This window comes from Rhodanobacteraceae bacterium, from assembly GCA_024234055.1.
Taxonomy (GTDB): Bacteria; Pseudomonadota; Gammaproteobacteria; order Xanthomonadales; family SZUA-5; genus JADKFD01.
On sequence record JACKOW010000001.1, the window covers coordinates 319,107 to 342,500 of the forward strand.

The 23,394-nt window shown below is 63.8% G+C and carries 20 protein-coding genes and 1 pseudogene (1 of these 21 cut by a window edge); 7 read left to right on the plus strand and 14 right to left on the minus strand.

Features of this window, described 5'->3' with window-relative positions; all coding sequences use genetic code 11:
- Positions 1-42: 42 nt before the first annotated feature.
- Together H7A19_01335 and H7A19_01340 are read left to right on the plus strand one after the other, a co-directional pair.
- Entirely contained in the window at positions 43-600 is a 558-nt protein-coding gene (locus H7A19_01335; GenBank protein MCP5473471.1) for a sigma-70 family RNA polymerase sigma factor, read from the plus strand.
- Positions 601-1,444: 844 nt separating this feature from the next.
- Positions 1,445-1,852, plus strand: coding sequence for a hypothetical protein (locus H7A19_01340; GenBank protein ID MCP5473472.1), 408 nt, complete (start codon positions 1,445-1,447; stop codon positions 1,850-1,852).
- Between the two features lie 223 nt (positions 1,853-2,075).
- Here H7A19_01340 and H7A19_01345 read toward each other — a convergent pair whose 3' ends face one another.
- Positions 2,076-2,264: an IS3 family transposase gene (locus tag H7A19_01345; protein MCP5473473.1), complete on the minus strand. Its 189-nt coding sequence runs from the start codon at positions 2,262-2,264 to the stop codon at positions 2,076-2,078.
- A gap of 926 nt (positions 2,265-3,190) precedes the next feature.
- Between H7A19_01345 and H7A19_01350 the strand changes: the two genes are divergently transcribed.
- The gene (locus H7A19_01350; GenBank protein MCP5473474.1) at positions 3,191-4,774 is read left to right on the plus strand and encodes a phosphoesterase; all 1,584 of its coding nucleotides are present in this window, start codon (positions 3,191-3,193) and stop codon (positions 4,772-4,774) included.
- Positions 4,775-5,042: 268 nt separating this feature from the next.
- Here the strand turns inward: H7A19_01350 and H7A19_01355 are convergent, their stop codons facing one another.
- The 4 genes from H7A19_01355 to H7A19_01370 form a co-directional block, all read right to left on the minus strand.
- Entirely contained in the window at positions 5,043-6,680 is a 1,638-nt protein-coding gene (locus H7A19_01355) for an FMN-binding glutamate synthase family protein (protein ID MCP5473475.1), read from the minus strand.
- Positions 6,680-7,486 (minus strand): alpha/beta fold hydrolase, encoded by an 807-nt coding sequence (locus tag H7A19_01360; protein MCP5473476.1) that lies wholly within the window; start codon positions 7,484-7,486, stop codon positions 6,680-6,682. Before H7A19_01360 ends, H7A19_01355 begins: the two co-directional genes overlap by 1 nt.
- Before the next feature lie 68 nt (positions 7,487-7,554).
- On the minus strand, positions 7,555-10,563 hold the full coding sequence (locus tag H7A19_01365; protein ID MCP5473477.1) for a CHAT domain-containing protein: 3,009 nt from the start codon (positions 10,561-10,563) through the stop codon (positions 7,555-7,557).
- Positions 10,564-10,582: 19 nt separating this feature from the next.
- The gene (locus tag H7A19_01370) at positions 10,583-11,221 is read right to left on the minus strand and encodes a hypothetical protein (protein ID MCP5473478.1); all 639 of its coding nucleotides are present in this window, start codon (positions 11,219-11,221) and stop codon (positions 10,583-10,585) included.
- Between the two features lie 147 nt (positions 11,222-11,368).
- On the opposite strand from H7A19_01370, the gene H7A19_01375 reads away from it, so the two are divergent.
- A complete protein-coding gene (locus tag H7A19_01375) occupies positions 11,369-12,523 on the plus strand; it encodes a S8 family serine peptidase (GenBank protein MCP5473479.1) in 1,155 nt (384 codons plus the stop codon).
- 247 nt (positions 12,524-12,770) lie between these two features.
- Here H7A19_01375 and H7A19_01380 read toward each other — a convergent pair whose 3' ends face one another.
- The 3 genes from H7A19_01380 to H7A19_01390 form a co-directional block, all read right to left on the minus strand.
- Entirely contained in the window at positions 12,771-13,364 is a 594-nt protein-coding gene (locus H7A19_01380) for a sigma-70 family RNA polymerase sigma factor (protein ID MCP5473480.1), read from the minus strand.
- Between the two features lie 205 nt (positions 13,365-13,569).
- The gene (locus H7A19_01385; protein MCP5473481.1) at positions 13,570-13,803 is read right to left on the minus strand and encodes a dodecin domain-containing protein; all 234 of its coding nucleotides are present in this window, start codon (positions 13,801-13,803) and stop codon (positions 13,570-13,572) included.
- Between the two features lie 140 nt (positions 13,804-13,943).
- The gene (locus H7A19_01390; GenBank protein MCP5473482.1) at positions 13,944-16,367 is read right to left on the minus strand and encodes a hypothetical protein; all 2,424 of its coding nucleotides are present in this window, start codon (positions 16,365-16,367) and stop codon (positions 13,944-13,946) included.
- A 229-nt stretch (positions 16,368-16,596) separates the two neighbouring features.
- Here H7A19_01390 and H7A19_01395 point away from each other — a divergent pair, with 229 nt between their 5' ends.
- Positions 16,597-17,091, plus strand: a complete 495-nt coding sequence (locus H7A19_01395; protein MCP5473483.1) for a hypothetical protein — start codon at positions 16,597-16,599, stop codon at positions 17,089-17,091.
- Here the strand turns inward: H7A19_01395 and H7A19_01400 are convergent.
- The 5 genes from H7A19_01400 to H7A19_01420 form a co-directional block, all read right to left on the minus strand.
- Positions 17,078-17,605, minus strand: a complete 528-nt coding sequence (locus tag H7A19_01400) for a hypothetical protein (protein ID MCP5473484.1) — start codon at positions 17,603-17,605, stop codon at positions 17,078-17,080. The genes H7A19_01395 and H7A19_01400 overlap by 14 nt on opposite strands.
- Before the next feature lie 384 nt (positions 17,606-17,989).
- Positions 17,990-18,244 carry a cell division topological specificity factor MinE gene (gene minE / locus H7A19_01405; GenBank protein MCP5473485.1) on the minus strand — a complete coding sequence of 85 codons (255 nt, stop codon included), beginning with the start codon at positions 18,242-18,244 and terminating at the stop codon, positions 17,990-17,992.
- Positions 18,245-18,246: 2 nt separating this feature from the next.
- The gene (gene minD, locus H7A19_01410) at positions 18,247-19,056 is read right to left on the minus strand and encodes a septum site-determining protein MinD (protein ID MCP5473486.1); all 810 of its coding nucleotides are present in this window, start codon (positions 19,054-19,056) and stop codon (positions 18,247-18,249) included.
- Positions 19,057-19,067: 11 nt separating this feature from the next.
- The gene (gene minC / locus H7A19_01415) at positions 19,068-19,874 is read right to left on the minus strand and encodes a septum site-determining protein MinC (GenBank protein MCP5473487.1); all 807 of its coding nucleotides are present in this window, start codon (positions 19,872-19,874) and stop codon (positions 19,068-19,070) included.
- On the minus strand, positions 19,874-20,455 hold the full coding sequence (locus tag H7A19_01420; protein MCP5473488.1) for a GNAT family N-acetyltransferase: 582 nt from the start codon (positions 20,453-20,455) through the stop codon (positions 19,874-19,876). Before H7A19_01420 ends, minC begins: the two co-directional genes overlap by 1 nt.
- Positions 20,456-20,714: 259 nt before the next feature.
- Between H7A19_01420 and H7A19_01425 the strand changes: the two genes are divergently transcribed.
- Positions 20,715-21,869, plus strand: coding sequence for a sensor histidine kinase (locus H7A19_01425; GenBank protein ID MCP5473489.1), 1,155 nt, complete (start codon positions 20,715-20,717; stop codon positions 21,867-21,869).
- The gene (locus H7A19_01430) at positions 21,866-22,522 is read left to right on the plus strand and encodes a response regulator transcription factor (protein ID MCP5473490.1); all 657 of its coding nucleotides are present in this window, start codon (positions 21,866-21,868) and stop codon (positions 22,520-22,522) included. Before H7A19_01425 ends, H7A19_01430 begins: the two co-directional genes overlap by 4 nt.
- Positions 22,523-22,677: 155 nt before the next feature.
- Here the strand turns inward: H7A19_01430 and uvrA are convergent.
- A pseudogene (uvrA, locus tag H7A19_01435) lies at positions 22,678-23,394 on the minus strand (excinuclease ABC subunit UvrA); it runs 2,128 nt beyond the window's last position.

Sequence of the window (23,394 nt, forward strand, 5' to 3'; positions counted from 1 at the left end):
GCTCATGCAGCTTCATTGACAGGCTAAACTCCGGGGATGGCTATGGAACCGCCGACCAACGTGACCTTGTTGCTCAAGCGCTGGCAGGCCGGCGAGGGCGAAGCCCTGGATGCGCTGGTGCCAACGGTCTACGCCGAACTCAAGCGGCTGGCTCGAGCGCAGATCGGACGCGATGGCGGCGCGACCATTCAGCCCACCGAATTGGTCGCCGAGGCCTACATCAAGCTGTTAGACATTGATCAGATCGATTTTCTGGGCCGCGCGCATTTTTACTCAGTCGCGGCCCGCACCATGCGCCGGGTACTGGTGGAGCGCTATCGTCGCCGGGATGCCGCCAAGCGCGGATCAGGCGAAACCTTGCTGACGCTCAACAGCGCCATCGATTCAGGGCAATCCAAACCGCTGGAGCTGACTCGTCTGGACGATGCCTTGAACGATCTGGAGGCGCTGGATCCGCGCCAGGCCGAGATTGTCACCCTGAAGTTCTTTGGTGGTCTGGATGGTGAGGAAATTGCCGCAGCGCTATCGATTTCGCCTCGAACCGTCAAGCGCGAATGGGCCATGGCCAAGCTGTGGCTGCATCGGGCCCTGGCAGCCTGAGCCCGGGATTCAGGGCAAGAGGTCCAGGTCCAGTGATTTCCCGGTCCGCAGGCATTGCGCGCGGTGGACGGTTTCGACGTTGCGGCTGGATATCCTTGGTAATTGCCCGAAGCTGGTTGCTGTTGCCGCCGGGGGAGGGCTTCCCCGGAATCCGGCAAGAGCGAAGACCGACTGCTGTCGATTTTGGCCGCGTCGACGCATGCCCCTCGTGTGGCGATACGCGCGCCGAATTTGCCTCTGATAAAAACCCAGGGGATACCGAGTGCGGCAATACCAAGAAGGAGATCGTGTGCTCAGAAAAGATAAGGTGCTCCCGGATTCGCGGTTGCGGTACAGAAGTAGAACTTCGAAAAAAGCATCCAACACAGTATGGAAACGTGAGAATGCCAGGATGTCCATGAAGCTTCTGGGGCTAGTCGTGCTTTTTGCTTCGGGATGCAGCGCTCCGAGTGGCGTCGTAATTCATCCGATAGAGTGCGAGGTTTCTGATCAACAGATTTCCGAATTCGCGACCGCAGCTGCCAAAAAGATTGGAGTCGAGATTCCTTCGCCCCTGGAAAGTCTTGTTGAGATTTATAGATATGAGGGTCGTTTGGGGTACATCGCCACTCGTTATCTGGGCGAAAATAAGGCGCTTGAGATGCACCGCGAGCTGATCATTTGGATGAGATGTGACGGCACGGTTGATTCGGTCCATGTCGGTCAATCGCTTGTCTATTCGAGATGTAGGCTTGATCCCGATACAGCGAAGCCAGATTGTCGAGAGTAGCCAACGTTCGGGAGGCTTGGACACGAGGCGTGGACGGACGCTTGCGGGTCGGAGGCTTGCGGAGGCTTGGACGGAGTGCGGGCCAAGCTCTGCGACACCTTGGAGGCATCGGCGCACACCAGTGCGGTGAAGCGCCTGACCGCAATCGAGCAGGAATCCACGGCGGCCGAGTTGCCGCTGGCGCCGATCGCCGGCCTTCGCGGCTTTGGCGTGCTGCGCATGACGCAGATCGAGTATCTGCGTCTGGTCGATTACACCGGCCGCCAGATCCGCGCCGACAAGCGCGGAGCCATCGAAGGCCCCGTGCCCGCGGTGCTGCGGCGCATGGGCTATCGCCCGGAAAACTGGACCCGCCAGGTGCTGGCGGTGAAATCAGACTACAGCCGCGCGATCGGTGGGGTGGAGTGTCTGGTCGAGAAAGCCGCAAAGATCGGCCAGCGCTGGTTGCGAGGCATAACCACGGCCAGGCGGTTGGCGGCGTAATTGCAGAAAGATGCAGGTTGTCTGCTGGAAACTCTGCATTGGTATCCCACCTTGCCGAATCCCGACCAGTTCCTCCAGGCACGGCAGTCGAGTGCGTCAAAAGATGCCGAAATCGGTGCGCCCGGACGTCTCCACTTTCACGACGAACTTTGATGATGAGTAGCGGCGTGCCGGCTGTCGCGGATGATCTAGCCCTGTTTCCGAAGACACTTTGCTCCAAAGGCTAGTGGACCGCGCTCTGCACATTCTGCATGGCTTGCTGCGGTGTTTGGTAGCCGATGCCCGAGTGCAGTCGGCGGTTGTTGTAGAACGACTCGATGTAGCGAGCGATGACGGCCTTGGCTTCGTCTCGCGTGGCAAACCGGTGGCGGTGTAGGCACTCCACCTTCAGCGTGTGGAAGCAGTTGCTCAATCAACGCTGGGTCCGCGCCGGGGTCTAAGCAATCATGGAAGTTCCTGAGGAGCTTGGCCTCTCGCTCCGAGCTGACTGAGTCGTGGCGTTTGTGGCCGCAGGTAATATCGATCCGGCTGCCGCGGGGTTGGCGGGCCCGCGCGGCTCGTTGTTGGCCGCGGACACAGTGCCGGGCGCCTCGCGTGTGGGCGCTGGGGCGCAGTTGGAGTCGGCGGACGCGAGGATCCGGCCTACGTTGGGGACGCGGGGACCCGGGCTACGTCGGGGTGGGCTGCGGATGCGAGGACCTAGCCTACGTTAGAGCGAGGCTGTGGCAGCCAGGGCGCGGTCTGCGTTCGGGCGGGGTGGGTGCGACATTTGCCGCTCTCACGACACTTCTACACAGATGTCGCTTCGCGAGGGTCCAGGCGACGACAGTGAGCCATCAGAGTCTTCCTGCCCTCGAGCAAATCGGGAATGCCGATCTTCGTGTGGGTGGATAGACGCGGTCGCAGAAGGAGTTGAGCGTGGGCAAGAAGCTTCAATCGAATCCATTCACCATCACCGACAAGTCCAACACCTTGGTGGGTATCAGCTACATCAGCAATTCGCTGGTCATCAGCAAGGGTCAGCCATCGGAACAGCCGGCGACGATCAGTCAATCGGGCCAGACCTTCACCATCACGATGAAGGCGGGGCGCCACAAGACCGATGCGGTCGCCAATGCCTTCAACAGCGCCTGTGGTGGCGCCACGCATGAATACGCGGGCTATCACGGCGGGGGCACGCCTGGATCCCTGAACTTCTATTTCGCCGTGCAGATGAAGTTCCAGAGTGGATCTGCGACCGCGGTGGCCACTGTTTACATGGGACAGGGCAGCAAGAACTCCAAGAACAACTGGTGGATAGGCGGCAGCATCGTCAACAGTGCCGGCAAGACGCCGGTGATGCAGTTACAGATCGGCGACCAGATCGTGACCTTGAACCTCTCGGGTGGGGTCAACACGCTGACGATCACCAGCGGCAGCGTCAGAGACGCGTTTCCCATCAAGAACGTGTTTGTGCTGATGCTGGAGAACCACTCCTTCGACAACATGCTGGCCATGTCCGGCATTCCCGGCCTGGTCGCGGCCACCACGGCCAATTCAAACAGCTACAACGGCACGGTGTATCCGGTGGTCAAGGGTGCGCCCACCGCCATGCCCAGCGATCCCGGCCACGAATTCCTGGACGTGGTGGAGCAACTGGGCGGCGCTGGCGCGAGCTACCCCAAGGGCGGCGCCTACCCGCCAATCAACAATTCCGGCTTTGCCAGCAACTACGCCACGACGACCTCGGAAGGCAAGCCACCGCCGGAAGCGGATATCGGCCAGATCATGGCTTGCTTCAACACGCAGACGCAGTTGCCGGTGATGTATCAGCTGGCCACCACCTTCACCGTCTGCGATCACTGGTATTCGTCCTTGCCGGGGCCCACCTGGCCGAACCGCTTCTTTGTACACGGTGCATCGTCCAACGGCCTGGACCACAGTCCCAGCAACGGGGAACTGTTCGAGTGGGAGACTTTCCACGGTTTCAGCTATCCCAATGGCTCGATCTACGATGCGCTGAAGGCAGCAGGTGTGCCCTATCGCCTGTACATCGACAGCCACAACATCTTTTCCGACGATCCGGGCAATGGCTCCGAGTTTGGGCGCATCCCGCAGGTGTCCTCGCTCAAGGGCATCTTTGCCACCGAGGTGCATTCGGTATCCGATCTGACCGCTGATCTGCTCGGGGACTATCCCTATCAATACACCTTCATCGAGCCCAACTACGGCAATGTGCGCGGCAACTACGCGGGCGGTTCCTCGCAGCACCCGATGGATGATGTGTACGGCGGCGAGGGCTTGATCAAGGCGGTTTACCAGGCGATCCGTAACTCGCCCCTGTGGGAGAGCAGCCTGCTGATCGTGACCTACGACGAGCATGGCGGTTACTACGACTCGGTGGCGCCCGGCCCGGCACCAGCGCCTGCCGACGGCAGTTCCAGCAAGCTCAACAAGTACGGTTTCACCTTCCAGCAATATGGCGTGCGCGTGCCGGCTCTGGTGATCTCGCCATGGGTGGGCGCGGGTGTCGATCACACGGTGTATGACCACAGCTCGGTGTTGGCCACGTTGGAAAAACTGTTTGGACTGAAGCCGCTGACCCAGCGCGACGCCAATGCCAACGATGTCACGCCCTTGTTTCTCGGCAGTGCGCGCACCGACTGCCCGACCGTGCTGAACAGTCCGGCCCCGCCGACCGCGAAGCCCGCCATGAGCAAGGTCGACGCAGAAGCGATGGATGCGCAGCCGATACCCGATCACGGCAACTTTCCGGGATTCCTGGCCATCCTGCTGAAGACTCAGCTGGAGTTGTCACCACCGGGACAGCATGACGCGATCATCGAGAAGTTCAGGCAGATCAAGACCATCGGCCAGGCGCGGGCCTATGCGTCGCAGATACTCGGGGTAGTGGATGCGGTTCGGGCGGCGGCGCCGAAGTAGCGAAACGCGTTTCCGGGAGTCGGGGACGTAGGTCACGTTGCCCGCGCAGCGGGCTACGTGACAGGGCGACCGCCGGGCACAGCGCCGGGCGCCTCGCGTGTCGGTGCTGTGGCATGGATGAGGCCCGCGGACGCGAGGGCCCGGCCTACGGGCGGGCGGGGCGGGATGCGAAGCGGGGCGCCGGGCGCCTCGCGTGTCGGTGCTGTGGCATGGATGAGGCCGGCGGACGCGAGGGCCCGGCCTACGTCCGGGCGGTGCGGTGGTTCGGCTACAGCTGCTTGCTCAGGCGCAACCGACTCACACTTTCCGGCGGTCCGAAGCTGTCCGCTCGGGCTTCCAGCCAGAAACGCTGGAACACCGAATGGCAGGGCACCTGGTCGAGCAGTTCGCCGGGGCGCAGGAAGCGATAGAGCTCGGCGATCGAGCGAATCTCATCTGCGGATACGCGGCGAATGATGTGCTCGGGGCCGAGCTCGCCGGGGTGATCGAGGCCGGCGGCGGCGATCAGTTCCTTCAAGGCGCGTAGCGTGTTCTGATGGAAGTTCTTGACCCGCTCGGCCTTGTCCGGCACATCCAGGGCGCGCCAGCGCTGGGGATCCTGGGTGGCCACGCCGGTGGGGCAATGATCGGTGTGGCAGGCCTGCGACTGGATGCAGCCCAGCGCGAACATGAAGCCTCGGGCGGCGTTGCACCAGTCGGCGCCGATGGCCAGCGTTCGCGCCACGTCGAAGGCGGTGACAATCTTGCCAGCCGCGGCGATGCGGATCTGGTCGCGCAGATTCAGCCCCACCAGGGTGTTGTGGACCAGCATCAGGCCTTCGCGCATGGGCACACCGACGTGATCGGCAAACTCCATGGGTGCCGCACCGGTGCCGCCCTCGCCGCCGTCGACGACGATGAAATCGGGCTTGATGCCGGTACTGAGCATGGCCTTGGCGATGCCGAACCATTCCCACGGATGGCCGATGGCGAGCTTGAAGCCGACCGGTTTGCCGCCCGACAGCTCACGCAGTTGTGCCACGAAATGCAGCAGACCCTCGGGCGTATCGAAAGCCGAATGGCGGGCAGGCGAGATGCAGTCTTCGCCCATGGGGACGCCGCGGGTGCGCGCAATTTCCGCGCTCACCTTGGCCGCCGGCAAGACACCGCCATGCCCGGGCTTGGCACCCTGCGAGAGCTTGATCTCGATCATCTTGACCTGATCGAGCACCGCCTTTTCGGCGAATTTCTCGGCCGAGAACACGCCGGCTTTTTCGCAGGCACCGAAATAACCCGACCCCAGTTCCCACACCAGATCGCCGCCGCCTTCGCGGTGATAGGGCGAGATCGAGCCCTCGCCGGTGTCGTGGTAAAAGCCGCCCCGGCGGGCGCCTTCGTTGAGGGCATGGATGGCATTGGGGGAGAGCGAGCCGAAGCTCATCGCTGAAATATTGAAGACGCTGGCCGAATAGGGCTTGGCGCATTGCGGTCCGCCCACCGGCACCCGGAAATCGTGGCTGTCGGGCTCGCTGGGGCGCATCGAATGATTGATCCACTCGTAGCCATCGGCGTAGACGCCCAGTTCGGTGCCGAAGGGCCGGGTCTCGCGTTGCTGCTTGGCACGCTGATAGACGATCGAGCGTTGCTCGAAGGAGAAGGGCACTTCCTCCTGGTCACCCTCGACCAGGTATTGGCGCAGCATGGGTCGCACCGATTCGAACATCCGCCGCAAGTGGCCGAAGATCGGGTAATTGCGCAGCAGCGAATGGCGCTTCGAGCGAAGATCGCTGATGCCAAGCGCCAGCGCGGCGGCAAAGACCAGGGCGGCCGCACGCCAGTCCCAGCCCTGCGGCCATTGCCACAGGCACACGGCGAGCCCGATGACGGCGATCAGCAACCCCCAATAGCGCGGTGCCAGCCAGCCCATCAGGCGGCGTCCACTTCGGCCAGAAACTGGCGGATGGCGGAGGTCACGGCATCGGGCGCCTCGATCGAACTGTTATGGCCGCAGTTCGTTAGCCGCACCAGTCGCGCTCCGCTGATTTCCCGCACCAGCAACTCGGCTTCTTCCGGCGGCGTGGTCTGGTCCTCGTCGCCCACCAGCACGAGAGTAGGGCAGCGGATGTACTTCAATTCAGGCACCACGCTGGCGCGGCCGATGACGCCGCCCACCGGTCCAACCACCCGACGCGGCAGCGATTGCACATGATGCACCCAGCGCTCGAGTTCAGCCCGACGGGCGGGATCGGTGCGGAAACTGGGGCCGAACATGACCGGCAACAGCGGCCCCATGATCGGTCGCGGTCCGAACAGCGCGAAGATCGCTTGCATGACCCGATAGCGCGCGCGCTTGAGCCATGATTCGGCCGAGGCGCTGGTGCTGAGCAGGGTCAGCGAACGCACCAGTTCGGGATAGCGCGCCGCCAGTCGCAAGCCGACGAAGCCACCCATGGAGAGCCCGACGAAATGGCAGGGCTCGCTGTGGGTGCCGCGGATCAGGTCGACAGCGTCCTCGGTCAAGGTGTCCAGATCATAACCACTGCTGGCCGGTGCCGATTCACCCTGGCCGCGATGGTCGTAGGCGATGACCCGATAGTGCTCCGACAGTGCTTGCCGCTGCGGTTCGAACATGTGAAGGTCGTAGAGCAGTCCGTGCGCGAACACCACGGTGTGCTCGCCGGCACCGGATGCAACATAGTTCAGGTCAATGCCGTTGGCCGTGGCAGTGGGCATGAAAGAGCTCCGGTTCAGCAAAGTCCCGAGCATGGCCGAAGGCGGGTCGCTGGGGAAGTCTGCGGTCGTCAGTCGTTCACGGTGAGGCGCTGGAAATGCGCCAGCGAAGCCCAGTAGTAGGGATGTCGGTAAGCCCGCGAGTTCTTCAGTGCCAGTTGCGCCGCCCGCAGCGCATCGATGCTGTAGCTGGCGGGCTGATCGCGCATTGCCGCATAGAAGGCCGGAATCCAGATGGCACTGGCGCTGTCGCTGATCGGCCAGAAGGCGGCCACCACGTGGCCTACCCCGGCCGCGGTCACCGCCGACGCAAAACTCAGGCTGCTTTGACTGGTGGCGTTGGGGCCAGCAGCCAGCTGACAGGCGTTGAGCACCGCCAACGGTGCCCGCAGGGGCGTGTCGATGATGTCCATCCAGCTCAGGAAATCGCTCTTGGCCGGATCCTTGGGATTTGCCAGCCAGGTGCCGGCATAGCCGAGCAGCTCCGGCTTGGCATAACCGTGCGCCGCCAGGTGTACCCAGGCATCGGGGTCGGACAGGGCCGACAGCAGCGCGGCGCGGGTGGCCTGGGTGTCGCTGGTGCGGATCAACTTGCGTTGCGGTTCGGTTCTGGCAATCAAATCGGCTTCCTGCTCGGCATAGCGCAGCTTGCCAAGGCCGACCTTTTCGGTAGCCGCATTGCCCGGCGCAATGATGGCGTGGATTCTGGTGCTCTGGCTGTCGGTCTCCGCACCCTGATCGAAACGTGCGATCCAGCCGACGGTGGTGGTCTCGATCAGCGGTCGCCCCGACCCTGGCCAGGGCAACAGCGACAGCGGCACCGTGCCTATCAGTTCATCGCTCAGCACCAGCAGCCGGTCCGGCGCCGAGGCCATGGGCGCGCCCGCGTACAGGCTGGCTGAGAGGGTGCTGGCGCTGCGGGAAATGCTGGTCACGGGAAGGCTGGGTGATTGCAGATCGGCCGCGAGCTGGCGGATCTGGTCGCGCAGATCACTGCCCCCGGGAATCGGGACCACCACGGCATGCTCGGCACTGATCCAGAGCGCTGCGCTGTGCGGTTCGGAGGGAATCACGATCAGCAGCCAGCTGTCTCCCAATTGCTGGCGCACCTGAGCCAACTCGGGCACGGGATCCCGCACTTCGCGCGCGGCCCCATCGGCCTTCGCCAGGGTGGTCAGCAGGGCCCGATCACTGGCGTCACTACTGCCATTGCCCAGCAATTCCATCGACAGCGCCGAACTGAAGCGGTTGTCCCCCGAATGCTGGCCGGGATGCACCGATTGCAAGGGTGCGCTGGCGACCAGGACTCGCCACCAGTCGTCAATGGCGGCTGGCGGCGACTGGCTGAGGGCGATACGCACCCAGTCGGCACGTAGATCACGGCCGGCGCGCATGGCCAGGTATCCAAGAACCCCGTTCGAGCCTTGCGCTGCCAGCTCCCCCAGTTGTTTCAGTTCGGCGTCGAGCAATGCCAATGCGTTGCTGGCTCGACCCTGTTGCACCTCCAGCTCGGCGCGCAGGCGCACTGCTAAGAGTTGCTGGGGCAGCGCGCGAGTGTTCGCTTTCGACGCATCCAGCAGCGCGGCGGCCTCTTGGTACAGTCCGGCGGTGATCATCCAGCGCACCTGAACCAGTGCCAGGCGACCGGTGTTGGCTGCCGACAGCGAACTCCAGTCACGTGCCTGATCCAGTTCGGCTTCAGCCGCGGTGCGGTCTCTGGGCAAGCGCGTCTCCAGCAGGCCCAGCTCGGCGTCGGCGCGCTCGATCGGGCGCCCGAGCAGGGCGTAGATGTGCTCGGCTCGCTGATACCAGGAGGCCGCGGCTTCGACGCGGCCATTGGCGCGGTCAAGTATGGCCAGCTTCATCAGAGCCGCCGCAATGCGATCCGGTGACGAAGTCGGGTCGTACAGCGAAATGGCCTGGGCCAGCAAGCGATAGGCCTGATCGCTCATGCCGAGCTGGCCGTAGATGTCGGCCGCCTGCAGCAGGGCGCTGGCCTGCCAGCGCTCACGGCCCTCGGTGGCGCGCTCGAAGGCCTGCAACGACTCACTGATCAGTGCCAGCGCATCGATCAGCTGGCCACGGTCACGTTGCACGAAACTGCGCATCAGCGCCAGATAACCGCGCGTATACCAGGACGCCTGCTCAAGCATCGGATCGCGCTCGATCTGATCGGCCAGATCGTCGATGAGCTTCTGATCGCCGGCATCGCGAACGCCGACCAGCATGGTGCCGAGAACGCGAATGGCCTCGTCGACTTCACCGACCTTGCGCAGGCGATCGATCAGGTCCCGGTTGCAGGCCAGCAGTTCCTTCACCCGTCCTTCAATCTGCAGTCGATCGCAGCGCAGCATCCTGGCGCGAGCCAGAAAATAGGCATCTTTGTCCGGATCCAGCAAACGCTCCGCCTGCTCCAGCATGGGCTCGGCATCAGTGGGTCGGCCGGCTCGTACGTAGATGTCGGCAGACCCGAGGAATGCGCCGCCGGCCCGGGTCCGATCGCCCAGTGCCAGCCACATCGGCCCGACTTCGGCAAAGGCCCGGGCCGAGCTCAGGTAGTCGTTCAGCAGGAACCAGACCAGCGCCCGCATGTGCATGGCCGCCACCCGGTCCGCTGGCGTCGGAGCAGAATCCACTAGGCGATCAAAGTCGCCCATGTGTGGATTGGCTTGCACATGCTGGTCGATGCTGTCAGCCAGTGCCTGCGCATCCCTCAGCCAGGTTTCGCGCACTGGCTCAAGGGCAGCACACTGAAGATGGATTCGAACCCGAGTGGTCGACGTCGACTCAGAACGGAGTCGGATACCGGCACTGATCGATGCCGGTTCCAGCCGGCGCCAGCCATAGCGGGTCATCGGATAACTGATGTGCTCGAAGTCTCCAGTACCCACAGCGATCATGGCCTCGAAGCCAAGCTCTTCGATCACCAAGGCCATCGTCGGCTCCAGCCCGTGCAGGCTCAGCGAGGCCGGCTTGTCGCCATCGAGCACCAGATCCCGCGCTGTCGCGCAGGACCAGGAAGCGACACCAGCGGGGGTAGCGGATGCGATACCCCCGCCGATCAGCAGCAATGCGAGCACAAGACCCGCGATCTGTCGTTCAAGGCATGGGAGGCTCGATGCCCGTGCCTTTGCCGGGCTGCTGGCTGGCGACGGGACATTGGTTGTATTGCCATTGTGCCTGAGGTGCATCTGGGCGATGGTCCTGATCGACTCCGGTTGGAAAGACTTCCAGTTCAAAGTAGCGGCAGAGGGTGTCGGATGGGTAGTCGAAGCCTGAATCCGTACAATGCGATGATCCAGTGTAGTAGAGAAAGACCTGCTGGCCGTAGGGGATGTCGCTGGACTGCGAGTATCCGCTGAGAAAGCGTCCCGCAGGGTCGAGCTCCATGCGAGCCACATCGCGAACAACCGGTCGCCCGGTGGGACGACTGCGGTGCAGGATCAACTCACCCTGCTTGTTCTGACTGACCGTCACCACATCACCTGCCGACACGTTGCATGATGCGCCGAGCATGGCGCATTCGGGATGATTGCTGCCTTCGATGACCAGGATCGCACCCTGGCTGACCCAATCCTTGATGTCGGTGAGTGTTTCGGCGCTGCGATAGTGCAGGCCTTCACCCTCACCGCGGCTCAGGCACCATTCCTGGCCGGCATTGGCGGCACTGCTGACAGCCAACGTCATCAGAGCCAAAGCGATAGCATGGCGGCGGGCGATCTTGGAATTCGTGTTCATGCGCAAATCTCCTGTGAGGTCTGCGGCGCGAAATGCGCCGCTAGGTTGTTGCGCGACGGTCTGCTGGCGGCCGCCGCGCGGGGACACGGACTGCACTTCGCCCTTCAGGGGGGAATGTGAGCGCAGGCCGATTCGGGCGTTGCAGCGGTGACTGAGGCCGCTGAACGCTGGCGATTTGGCTATCGCCTAAGCCTGGCGCCGCGACAGGCGGCGGATTTGTTGAGCCGCCGGACCCAGCTGATCGAAGACCTGATCGGCTTCAGGCTCGGGCGCAGCGATGGCGCGCCCCTGTTCGTGCCGGCTTTGAGTGCGGTGTTCGTGGGTGCGCTCGACGGCGGGCGGTTGTTGCACCAGATTCGGCGTCGCGCCCTGCGCGTGGATCGTCCCGAGAGCGTTGGCCATCTTGCTCAGAGCGCTGACTGTGTGCCTTCCGATCCAGGCCCCCGCGTGCTGGCGCCGCAGGCGCTGGGTCTGAACCCCGACCGGCCGGCAGGAGACGGCGTGCGCGTTGCCGTGCTCGACAGTGGGGTGGATCTCGGGCACCCCGATTTCGGCGGTGACCGGATTGCCGGCAGCATTGCGCTGGTGGGATCCGGTACCGTCCAGGATGGCAGCGCTGACAGCCATGGCACCGCCAGCGCCGGCATCGTCGCCGGGCCCCGTCGCCCCTTTGATGGCGGTTGCCGCTATGGCGTGGCTGCCGATGCGCGCTTGCTGATCGCCAAGGTCATTGAAGACAGTGGTCGCAGCGACAGTTTTGCGGTGGAATTGGCATGCGCATGGGCACTGGCCCAGGGCGCCGACATCATTTCCCTGAGCCTGGGATTCGATCGTGCCCGGGATGCAGCGCCGAGCGTGCTGTCGCGCTCGCTCTCGCGGCTGTCGCGCAAGCACCGGGTGCTGATCGTCGCCGCCGCCGGCAATGGCGACCGGCAGCGAGACGGCATCAAGAATCCGGCAGCGGGTGCCCAGGTGTTGGCCATCGGTGCCCTCGATCTGGCCGGCAGGGTGCGCCGTGACTCGCTGGGGGGCGACGCCGGAGCCGAGGTTTTCTGCGTGGCTCCCGGATCCAATGTGGTGTCCCCCCGACGCGAAGCCAATCCAGCTGCGCCGGTGGGAGCCAGGCACTTCTTCAATGGCACGTCCGCCGCCGCCCCGGTAGTGGCCGGGCTTGCGGCGGTGATCCGCGCGGAGCAACCCGGCTGTTGTGCCGAGATGTTGGCGCTGGAACTTGCCCGTCGCTGCCGATTGCCGCCAGACGCCGATCCGACCGTCTACGGTCATGGGGTGGTGCGCGCCTGAAGCCTGCGCAGTGCTGCAGATCAGCGCGTCGCGCGCATCGTTGTAACGGTCCAGCAGCTCGATCAGGGGCTCCTGCGTCAACAGCCAGGCTTCAAACCAGGCGCTGGTTTCGGCATCCAGATCACCGTTGAGATAACCCATCAACAGCTGCCGCTGGCTGAGGGATGACGGTGGCAGGGGCAAGGCCATGGCACGCTCCAACTGATGTTCCAGGGATCAGTCAGGAGGCGCCAGCGCGACCTTTGTCTCAGCGCAGATTGTGCATGCCCACCCGGTGCAGGGCTTCGCGCAAGCGTTGTCGTGCCCTGTGCACCACCCGGTGAAAATGGCCTTCGTCGATGCCCAGCGCCCGGCACACGCGCTGCCGGTCCTGGTCATGCAGGTAGAAGCGCCGCAGCACTTCGCGATCCCGTTCTACCGGCAACTCGTCAATGAGCTCGCGGATGACCTGTTGCAGCTGATCGCGATGGGTCTGCAGCTCAGGGTCAGCATCGCGACTGTGGGCCTCGTCGATGGCTGAGGGCAGAGCCCCGGTTCCGCAGCGCCGATAGTGCGCCGCACAGGCGTGGCGTATCGACACCCGCAGATAGTGCGGCAGGGCCTGCAGGTCGTGGATGGCGCCCGCACGCAATCGACCCAGCAACTGGGTCAGGATGTCCTGGGTGATGTCATCGACCTGGGATTCTCCCGGTCTGCAGTGGTGTCGCACCACGGCCCGCACGCCGCGGGCGTAGTTGCTGATCAGTTCCGCCTCAGCCTCGCGATCGCCGTTCTGGATGCGCTCGACCAGTGCCGCAAGGCCCTGCCCTTGCACCGATCCTGGCGATACCGGGGAGGACACGCGCGCGGTCTCCACAACGTTGAGTCACGATTACGCTATCACAGCGCCGTGCGAGTGGCGCGTCTTGCTGAGCGTCAGCCACGGCGCCGGCCGATGATTTCGACACCGCGCTCGCGACACAGTCGCGGTCTGCCGATCTTGCCGCCCCCGTGCTCGGAAACGCGCATGGCCCGAACAGCAGGCCATGCGCAGTCCAGCCCGCGAGCTATTTCTTCTTGGTTGGCTTCTCAGGCTTGGCTTCGTCGAGGAGGAAAGTCAGGCGCAGAGTCACTCGATAGTCGACGACCTTGCCCTTTTCCACGACCACCTTCTGCTCGGATACCCAGGCGCCCTGGATGTGCTTGATGGTCTCCGATGCCCGGGCGATGCCAGCAGAGATGGCGTCTTCAAAGCCCTTGGGCGATGACGAGGAGATTTCGATGATCTTGCATACGCTCATGTGCAGCTCCTTGCTTCGTGGAACAAGGGTTGTGACCGCCAGCGGGCACAACCCGGGGGATACGTACGCTCACCCGCTCTTCGAACCGGGTCATGGGAGTTGGGCTCATTGTAGCCACAACCTGGAGCCCGAGCGGGCGGTCAATCCCGGCGACGCAGATTCAGCAGCTTCGGATCGCGACCGCAGGCGCCCTCGATCTGCACGCTGACGGTGCCGTCGTTGTTGTCCTCGCTGAGCTCGTCGACCCTGTTCTGCGGATCGATGCGAGCGCGCAGGCGGTGCTGTCCCGCCGGGATCGACAGCGTCACCACGCCATCGAATTGCGCCCCTGCTGCGAGTGCCGGAAGCGCCTGATCCTGCGTCCGTCCTTCGATCATGAATTCGATCTGGGTTGCCGCGCTGGCCGCCGAACCGCGGTTGATCACGCTGTATTCCAGCCTTAGCGAGCAATTGCCGCTGCGATCGATTGCCAGGGCACTGCCCGCCAATGGCACCGCGCTTTGCCAGGCCTGAGTGCTGCCGGCAAATTTCGGCCCCGCGCCCAGTTGCAGATCGGGCGCGGCGCGCATCTGGCGCCGTGGATCCAGGCGCGGCTGGATGCGCTCAGGAGGGCTTTCGTCGCGAGGACGTCTGGGGAGCGGCACCTGCTGCTGACCCAGAGCGCCCTGCGGTAGTTCGAGGGCACCGACGTAGCAGGGCGCGTCCACGCCCCAGAAATTCGGATCGGGTTGGCAATGTGGCAGTCGTGCGCCAGGCAGGCGTTCGTCCAGTTCCAGAATGACGCCGGTGTTGTTGCAACTGATGGCCAGCGGATCACGGGTGGCCTTGCAGTTGATCATTCGCACTGAGGCCGCGGTATTCGGCTGGCGCAGGCGCATTTCACCAGCCGGGCCGGCGGGCGCACGATTCAGGGCATCGAGAATGCGATCAACCTCGGACAGCGCCTGGGCGTAGGCAGGCGTTTGCTGGTAGCGACAGCTGAGCCCGGTCTGCGCGTACTGGCCGAACTGGCGGGCCTTGGCGAGCTCGTTCTCGCAGCGTGATTGCAGCCATGGGCGCAGACAGACGATCTCTCCTGCCTGGGTACGTCCGCAGCGCTCGCGACCGCCCAGCTGCTCCACGATCTTGCCAGCGAGTTCGACATCCGCCTGGCGCTGATCGAAGCTGCAGCGCTTTTCGGGATGGGCAGCGGCCAGAGCGTCCAGACACTGCTGGTAACCGCGGTAGTCCGCGCAGGCCAGCTTGGCGCCGTCGCTGCTTTTCCATCCGGCTGGCACGACGCAGGCACCCGATTGCACCAATGTCTTGACGCTGGATTCGACCTTGATGCGCGCTGCCAGCAAGTCGGTGGCGAACTGCTGGCCGATCCGTTCGCAGCGATCCTCCCAGACCGAGGGCTGCGGCACCTGTCGCAGCTGCCGATGGGTGCATTGCTGGTAGAGCCCCTGCAGACCTTGGTTCCAGGGTCCGCCCATCTGGTTGGCCATGTCGCGGATGGCCGTGCATTGACGCGGATCGGGCTCTGGAAAGGGAAACTTGGCGCGCAAGTCCACTTCGCAGCCGTTCACTACCAAAGGCCGGTGGGCCGCCAGGGTGTCGCCCTTGCCATGGTCGGTGACCGCCCAGACGTCGGCCAGTGGCAGGGCCACGGCTCTGCGGTAGGCTTCAGGCGCCTGGCGCATGGCTTGCACAAAGACCCCGACCTCCCGCGAAAAGCGATCGCGCATGTCGTCACAGACCTGCTGGGCGTGGTCCTGACTCATCGTGTGGGAATCGAAATAATCCTCGCAAGGGTCGCGCACTTCCTTCAGCAGCCCGCCCCATCCGGGCTGACCCCGCAACTGGATCAGCGTGCCGGTGTGGTACCAGGGTTTCCAGTACAGGGCGTAGTAGGTTTCCACCGGCATGTGCTTGCTCTGGCCGGAGATCCATTCACCGACGGCGGTCGCCGATCCCCAGACCGCATTGGCCGCGTCGGCGACGGCCTGCACGGCACCGCCCAGTACCTGGCCGAGCACACTGCAGACAGCGTCCTTGCCCGGGATGGAGGAGGGCATCAGGTCACAGGCGAGGGTCGGGCCGGTCATCGTTGCCACCATCAACCAGTCATCCAGATTGCCGGACTTGACCGCCACCAGCACCTGACGCACGACCGGCTTGGCCTTCTTCGCCACCTTGACCATCAGCCCGGAGCAGATGAATTCCTTGACCGCACCGCCGGCCGGAATGCCGGCATTGCACGCCACCTGGGTGAGCACATCGGTGCCGGTGAGCTCCAGCACCAGCAGCCAGTCGCTGGCGCGGGCGGCCTTGATCAGATCGACCACCAGCTTGATCTTGGGATCACTCGCGCCCACGTAGGCACTGCCCTCATCGAGGCAATACTGCGGCGAGTGCTCGATCACGCATTGCACCAGCGGCTTGGCATCGACAATGCCCTGATCGATCAGTTGAGCGTGATGCAGGATCTGCAGCACCGTATCCAGCGTGTCGGCGCGTGCCGTTGGCGAAGCCAGGCCCATCAGCAGAGCGAAGAAGACGATCCAGAGCCGAGTGCGGTGCATGGCCCACTCCTAGAGACTTTGATTTCTCCAGCCTATTCCCGCGCTCCTGCGGCGCCTTGATCTGGATCAGGGGGTGTGGCTGCGGGCCATCAATCGCCGGGGTATCGGCGTCACTGATCTGCCATTCAGCAACCAGGCCGGACTTGAGGCGACGAGACAGAGTCGACCGGCGTCGCCGCTTTCGATATCTTGCCCGCCCCGCAATTCCTGGCAGGACGGGTTTGCAGCGATGGATTCCGGATGGACTGAACAACTTGGACGATCCAGCAATACCGATCTTTTTCGGCTGCGTTCGGCGATCGATCGCATGCTGGAAGATCCAAAGCGAATCCTCAGCACCAGAAAGCTGCTGAATCTGGGACAGACAGTGCGTTTCGTGGACTGGCGCACCGGTGAGTGGCGCGCCGGGACGGTTCTAGCCTTTCGTGACCGTGAACTCACGGTGCGCGATACGGCAGGATTGCACTGGAAACTTCCGTACGTGGCGATCGAGCCGCCGTCGGAAACGGCCGAAATCGCGGCGATGCTGGAATCGGCACCCGAGAGTCCGCGGATGGGGCGCGAAGACTTTGCGCCTGGAGACCGCGTCTCCTTCACCGACAAGTACCTTCGGACTCAGGTGGGGACGGTGCTGCGCATCAATCGGCGTACGGCCACGATTGTCTGTGACGATGGCGAGTGGCGGGTCGGCTTTTCACTGCTGCGCCACCTCATCGATCTCTGAGGCTGCCGCGTACCTGGTAGCGGCAGCGCCCGGTGGCATCCAGCAACTGCTGGTCGAGCAGCCAGCCTCGGGCGTCCTCGGCGTCCTGTTCGAACCAGGCGGCGGCCGAACCCAGCCGGAAACTGTAGCCCCAGGCATCCATGTCGGCGAGTGCGCGGTCCCGGCCAAAGCCGGGTATATCGTCGGCGAGCACGATCTGCAGGTAACAGGTGGCGCCTTCCTCGGCTTCGGTGTCGGCTGCGTCGGTATGCACCGTGGCCCGTCGTTCGGGGGTGCAGGTGATCCAGTGGCAAGCCTCATGCAGGATCGAATGCAGCGGGGTGTCGGGGCGAGCGTAGAGCTGGTCTCCGATCAGCCCGGCTTCGCACTCGCCCCAGTAGCTGCCCGGGATTTCGGCGTCATCGGCCAATACCGACACTTGCAGGCCGAAGCGCGACAGCAGCGCTGCCACGGAACGGGTATCGATGTCGCGCAAGCGCAGGACGGCGGGTTCGGGAGAATCGGACAGGGTCATGGGCAGCAGCAATGGTACAAGGGCGCGGCACAGGGGTTGAGCGGGTTCGCAGCCATGGCGCAATCCGGCGCTCCACCCGCAAGGCGCTGGATTGCTTCGCTGCGCTCTCCATGAGCCCCTATCGCAAATTGTGGATTTGATGTGTTCATTTGCAGGAGCGCCCTTGCGGCGCGACCGCTGCTTCGGACGTGCGGCTTGGCGGTCGCGACGCGAGGTCGCTCCTACAGGCAAGCTTGCGGTTCATGGCCCGTGCGCAGTGACGGGCTGAAACACGCGGCTCGCAATGACGCCGTTCTGTGCTTTCATCCCGAGTCCCGAGTCCCGAGTCCCGAGTCCCGAGTCCCGAGTCCCGAGTCCCCACAACCCACAACCCACAACCAGCTACTACTCCTTGTCCGGCAGGGTCACCGACAGTTCCAGCACTTCCTGGTCGCCTTCGCGCTGGACGTTGACCATGACCGCATCGGGGTCGACATTGACGTACTTGCGGATGACCTCCAGCAGCTCTCGCTTGAGCAGTGGCAGGTAGTCGGGTGCCGAATCGACGCCGCGCTCTTGCGCCACAATGATCAGCAGGCGTTCCTTGGCCAGCTTAGCGGTGTTCTTGGGGCGACTCTTGAACAGATCGAACAATCCCATGTCTATCCTCCAAAGACGCGTTGGAAGAAGCCCTTGCGCCTGGGCTCCACAAAGCGCATTGGACGGTCTTCGCCCAACAACCGCGCTACCGCATCGGCGTAGGCCTGACCGGCCTCCGCCTGTTCATCCAGAATCACCGGCACGCCCGAGTTCGAGGCCGACAGCACCTCCGGCGCCTCGGGAATCACGCCGATGACCTTGACGCCGAGAATCTCCTCGACATCGGCCACGCTCATCATGTCGCCCTTCTCGACGCGATCGGCCGAATAGCGGGTCAGCAGCAGATGCTCCTTGATGGCGGTCTGGCCCTGCTCGGCGCGCCTGGACTTGCTCGACATGATGCCGAGCACGCGATCGGAGTCGCGCACCGAGGACACCTCCGGGTTGACCACGACCACGGCGCGGTCGGCAAAGTACATGGCGTAGAAGGCGCCCCGTTCGATGCCGGCCGGTGAGTCGCAGATGACGATGTCGAACATCTCCCGCAGTTCGTCGATGACCTTGGCCACGCCGTCCTGGGTCAGGGCATCCTTGTCCTTGGTCTGCGAGGCTGCCAGCACCGACAGATTGTCGAAGCGCTTGTCCTTGATCAAGGCCTGTTTCAGGGTGCAGTCGCCGTTGATGACGTTGACGAAGTCGTAGACCACGCGGCGCTCGCAACCCATGATCAGATCGAGATTGCGCAACCCGATATCGAAGTCGACAACGGCGGTCTTCTTGCCCCGCTTGGCGAAGCCACAGGCCAGACTGGCGCTGGTGGTGGTCTTGCCGACCCCGCCCTTGCCTGAGGTCACCACGATGATTTCGCCCAAGCTATCTCTCCTCAAATGCGTAACGGACGGATCTCAAGTCGACCCTCGTCCAGGAAAATCTCGACCGCCTTGCCGGCAATATCGCGGCCAGCGGATTCAAATACCTTGAAGTTGCCCGCAATGGAGACTACTTCAGCCCCGAAACTCAGGCAGTAGACGCGGGCGCGCAGGTCACCCGCGGCGCCGGCCATGGCCTTGCCGCTCAAGCGGCCATAGACATGCACACAACCATCCGCGGCCACTTCGGCGCCGGCGCTGACCGAGCCGGTGATGATCAGATCACGCCCGCGAGCATAGACTTGCTGGCCGGAGCGGATCGGTCCAGGCAGCACCAGTGGAGGCTGCAATCCGGGCGGCGGAGCGGGTTTGACGGCCTCCGCTTCGGGCGCTTCAGTCACCTCGACCTCGGGGGCCGGCTCCATCGGCAGCGGCAGCTCGGCCTGCGCCGACTCGGCTTCCACCACGCGCATGCGCTTGCGATCGACCCCCAGCAGTGGCAGATCCAGCGCGGCTGCAGCTGCTTCGGCACCCGCATTGGCGGCCAGCGCAATGACCCTGAGGCCAGACTGCTGGACGCGCTTGATCAACTCGCGCAGCAGTCCGTGATCGGCCAGTTGCGACAGGGGGTTGAGGTCCAGCACCACCGGCGCGCCCTGCAACAGGGCCGGGGCGGAAGCCACGTGTTCACCGAGTTCGGTCTGCAACTGCAACAGGTCCAGATGCCGTATGGCCAGCACCATCAAGGAGAACTGCCCCGAGCGCAGTTCGAATGCGGCGCCATCACGCGCGCGGTTGGCGATGTCGCCCCGCCGTGACATCAGGCGCTCCTCCGGCTGAGGCGATCCACATCCAGGTCTTCCGGCAGCGATGCCACGCCCGGCGTCCGATAGGTTTCCTGCACGAAGGGATAAGCCTTCATTTCCTTGACCATCAGGCTGACCCGACGGTCGCCGGTCAGCAATTGCTGACCCACTTCGTGAAAGCCGTTGGTGCCGAAGAACACCAGGGCCACATCGTCGCGTGGCTCGATGAAGACTTCGCAGCAGAGCAGCGGAAAACGCACCTCGGCAAAGCTGAGCACGTCGGCATAGAAGACCCGGCCGATGCCGTGACGGCGGAAGCGCGAATCGATGACGATGCGGTCTATGTACAGAAAATCGGCCAGCGCGTTCCGAAACCAGAGAAAATTCGGGCTGTCGTAGCTGGCGTCAGGCGACAATCCGATCTGGAACCCGGCCAGTTCGCCGTTGAAGTGGGCGACCCGGAAGTAGCGGGCCACGTCAAACAACTGCCGCATGCGGGCTTCGGTGATCGGCAGGATGCCCGGCCCGGCGGCATTGTTCAGCGCCAGGACTGCGTCGAGGTCGCTCTGCTCTATGTCGCGCAAAATCAAGGACATTGCGGCTCTGGCGCTCGTGTTTGCGATGATATGGGGGTGCTCGCGGCCCAGAATCGGGCGGAGCGGGCGAATTATGCACGCGGATGCTCGTGGCGGCGACCGACGTGGGTGGGTGCCTGACGATCGGCATATACGGCCCGGACCCGGGCGATTGCTCTGACGCATGACTTCTGGACTTTCCCGTGCGATCCATACCCGGCTAGGCTGCAGGCCTCAGGCGCCACCACCCCGGAGCCCATTACTATCCTCGAACCCGCGCATGCGCTTCATCCGCACCTATTCCCAAAGTCAGCTGCTGCGATACGCCGGCCTGTTCACCTGGGTGTGCGTGGGGATTTCCTTGCCCTTCATTCCGCGCCTGAGCATGGCCGCCGCCAGGCCAGACGTGGTCGGCACGGTGGTCGCCTATCTGGGGTTCGCGCTGGCCTATTGGATACTGACCCGGGAGATGGACGGCGCCGGTCGGCGTTGGGTCTACCTGCTGACGCTGGTGGCAATGACCCTGTCCTCACTGGCGATCGGCCATCTGACCGGCACTGGCATCGGCGCCATCCTGATTCTGGTCTGTGCCAGTGTGCTGCCCTGGGTGCTGCCGCTGGGGCAGGGCGTATTCTGGCTGTTGCTGCAGAACCTGGGCATGTTGCCGGTGTTTCTGGCGAGGCCCAATTTCGGCTTGCTGGAGGCGATGTTGCAGGTCGGGCTTTATCTGAGTCTCTCAACGCTGACGTTCATGACCTCCTACGTGGCCCGCCGCCAGACCGAAGCGCGTGAGGAACTGCGGGTGGTCAATTCCGAACTGCGGGCCACTCAGCTGCTGCTGGCCGAGGGCGAGCGTGCCGGCGAGCGCCTGCGAATTTCGCGAGAGCTGCATGATGTCGTTGGCCATCATCTGACCGCGCTGAGTCTCAATCTGGAAGTGGCCAGCCATCTGGTGACCGGCAAGGCGCTGGATCATGTCAAGCAGGCGCAGTCGGTCAGCAAGCAGTTGCTGGCGGATGTGCGTCAGGTGGTGAGTGCCTTGCGAGGCAGTGATACCGTGGATCTGGATCGCACGCTGCATGAACTGGTGGCATCGGCACCGGCGCCAGATGTGCATCTGACACTGCCTGAGCCCTTCCGTATCGCCGACGCGCGCCGCGCCCAGGTGCTGGTGCGGCTGACACAGGAGATCCTGACCAATACCATGCGCCATGCCAAGGCGCGTAATCTCTGGCTGGACTTCCGGGTGGATGGCGACGAAGTGGAATTGGTTGCTCGCGACGACGGTCGCGGCGCCACCGAGCTGAAGGCCGGCAACGGTTTGACCGGCATGCGCGAGCGCCTGGAGATTTTTGGAGGATCATTGGATGTGGAAACACGCCCTGGATATGGATTTGTCGTACTCGCCCGACTACCGCTGGAGAGCAAGTCATGATTAGAGTGTTCCTGGTCGATGATCAGACGCTGGTGAGGCAGGGTGTACGCAGCCTGCTGGAGCTGTCCGATGCGGTACAGGTGATTGGCGAGGCCCGTGATGGCGACGAAGCCATCATCGAGATTCCCAAGGCCCAACCCGATGTGGTGCTGCTCGATCTGCGCATGCCGGGCAAGTCGGGCCTCGAAGTACTGGAGCACTTGTCGCGCACCGGCGAGTTGCCGCCGACGATCATCCTCACCACTTTCGATGAGGATCAGCTGGTGCTGAACGGGCTGCGTGCCGGTGCCCGCGGCTTCCTGCTCAAGGACGTGTCGCTGGACCAGCTGGTCAGCGCCATCAAGACCGTGGCCGAAGGTGGCTCACTGGTGCAGCCGGGCCTGACCGACCGCCTGCTGCGCGGCGTCAGCCATCTGGAAAACAAGTTCGCCAGCCTCGACGAGCCCGATCCCCTGACCGAGCGCGAGACCGAGATTCTGCGGCTGATGTCCGGCGGCTATTCCAACAAGGAAATCGCGCGCTCGCTGGACGTCGCCGAGGGCACGGTCAAGAACCACGTCTCCAATATCCTGTCCAAGCTCGGCGTGCGCGATCGCACGCGCGCGGTCCTTAAGGCACTGGAACTGGGCCTGGTGCAGGGCGTGAAGCGTTAGCCCGACATGGGCGAACAATGTCGTCGCTCGCAGATTGAGGAGTGTCTGGGCATCAAGCCGGGGCAGGGGGCAAGGGGCAAGGGGATCATCGTCGATACACCGTCAGAGCATGCGTCGAGTTTGAAGACCTGCGCCTTGCCCCCTGCCGCAGAAGCTCAAGCCGCTGCCTGCGCCTTGCTGGCGAACAGTTTGGCCAGAAACTGACCGGTGTACGAGCGCGGATTCCTGGCGATGGCCTCGGGCGTACCGGTGGCGATGATCTCGCCGCCGCCATTGCCGCCTTCGGGGCCGAGATCCACCACCCAGTCGGCGGTTTTGATCACGTCCAGATTGTGTTCGATCACCACCACGGTGTTGCCGCGCTCGACCAGCTGGTGAAGCACGCCCAGCAACTGGTCGATGTCGTGGAAATGCAATCCGGTGGTCGGCTCGTCGAGGATGTACAGCGTATTGCCGGTATCGCGACGGGACAGTTCAGTGGCCAGCTTCACTCGCTGTGCCTCGCCGCCCGACAGCGTGGTCGCGGCTTGTCCCAGCGTGATGTAGGACAGGCCCACGTCCATCAGCGTTTGCAGCTTGCGTGCCAGCGCCGGCACCGGCTGGAACAGCTTCAGCGCGTCTTCCACCGTCATCGCCAGCACGTCGGCAATGGAATGGCCCTTGTAGCGTATCTCCAGAGTCTCGCGGTTGTAGCGCTTGCCAGCGCAGACATCGCAAGGAACATAGACATCCGGCAGGAAGTGCATTTCCACCTTGATCATGCCGTCGCCCTGGCAGGCCTCGCAGCGACCACCTTTGACATTGAAACTGAAGCGCCCCGGCAGATAGCCGCGCGAACGCGACTCCGGCACCTGCGAGAACAGCTCCCGCAT

What these genes read in the sequence shown, in the direction of transcription:
- H7A19_01335 (MCP5473471.1), top strand. Translation starts at nt 43, where the DNA reads ATGGAACCGCCGACCAACGTGACCTTGTTGCTCAAGCGCTGGCAGGCC.
- H7A19_01350 (MCP5473474.1), top strand. Translation starts at nt 3,191, where the DNA reads ATGCAGTTACAGATCGGCGACCAGATCGTGACCTTGAACCTCTCGGGT.
- H7A19_01355 (MCP5473475.1), bottom strand. Translation starts at nt 6,680, where the DNA reads ATGGGCTGGCTGGCACCGCGCTATTGGGGGTTGCTGATCGCCGTCATC.
- H7A19_01360 (MCP5473476.1), bottom strand. Translation starts at nt 7,486, where the DNA reads ATGCCCACTGCCACGGCCAACGGCATTGACCTGAACTATGTTGCATCC.
- H7A19_01370 (MCP5473478.1), bottom strand. Translation starts at nt 11,221, where the DNA reads ATGAACACGAATTCCAAGATCGCCCGCCGCCATGCTATCGCTTTGGCT.
- H7A19_01385 (MCP5473481.1), bottom strand. Translation starts at nt 13,803, where the DNA reads ATGAGCGTATGCAAGATCATCGAAATCTCCTCGTCATCGCCCAAGGGC.
- H7A19_01390 (MCP5473482.1), bottom strand. Translation starts at nt 16,367, where the DNA reads ATGCACCGCACTCGGCTCTGGATCGTCTTCTTCGCTCTGCTGATGGGC.
- H7A19_01395 (MCP5473483.1), top strand. Translation starts at nt 16,597, where the DNA reads ATGGATTCCGGATGGACTGAACAACTTGGACGATCCAGCAATACCGAT.
- H7A19_01400 (MCP5473484.1), bottom strand. Translation starts at nt 17,605, where the DNA reads ATGACCCTGTCCGATTCTCCCGAACCCGCCGTCCTGCGCTTGCGCGAC.
- minE (MCP5473485.1), bottom strand. Translation starts at nt 18,244, where the DNA reads ATGGGATTGTTCGATCTGTTCAAGAGTCGCCCCAAGAACACCGCTAAG.
- minC (MCP5473487.1), bottom strand. Translation starts at nt 19,874, where the DNA reads ATGTCACGGCGGGGCGACATCGCCAACCGCGCGCGTGATGGCGCCGCA.
- H7A19_01420 (MCP5473488.1), bottom strand. Translation starts at nt 20,455, where the DNA reads ATGTCCTTGATTTTGCGCGACATAGAGCAGAGCGACCTCGACGCAGTC.
- H7A19_01425 (MCP5473489.1), top strand. Translation starts at nt 20,715, where the DNA reads ATGCGCTTCATCCGCACCTATTCCCAAAGTCAGCTGCTGCGATACGCC.
- H7A19_01430 (MCP5473490.1), top strand. Translation starts at nt 21,866, where the DNA reads ATGATTAGAGTGTTCCTGGTCGATGATCAGACGCTGGTGAGGCAGGGT.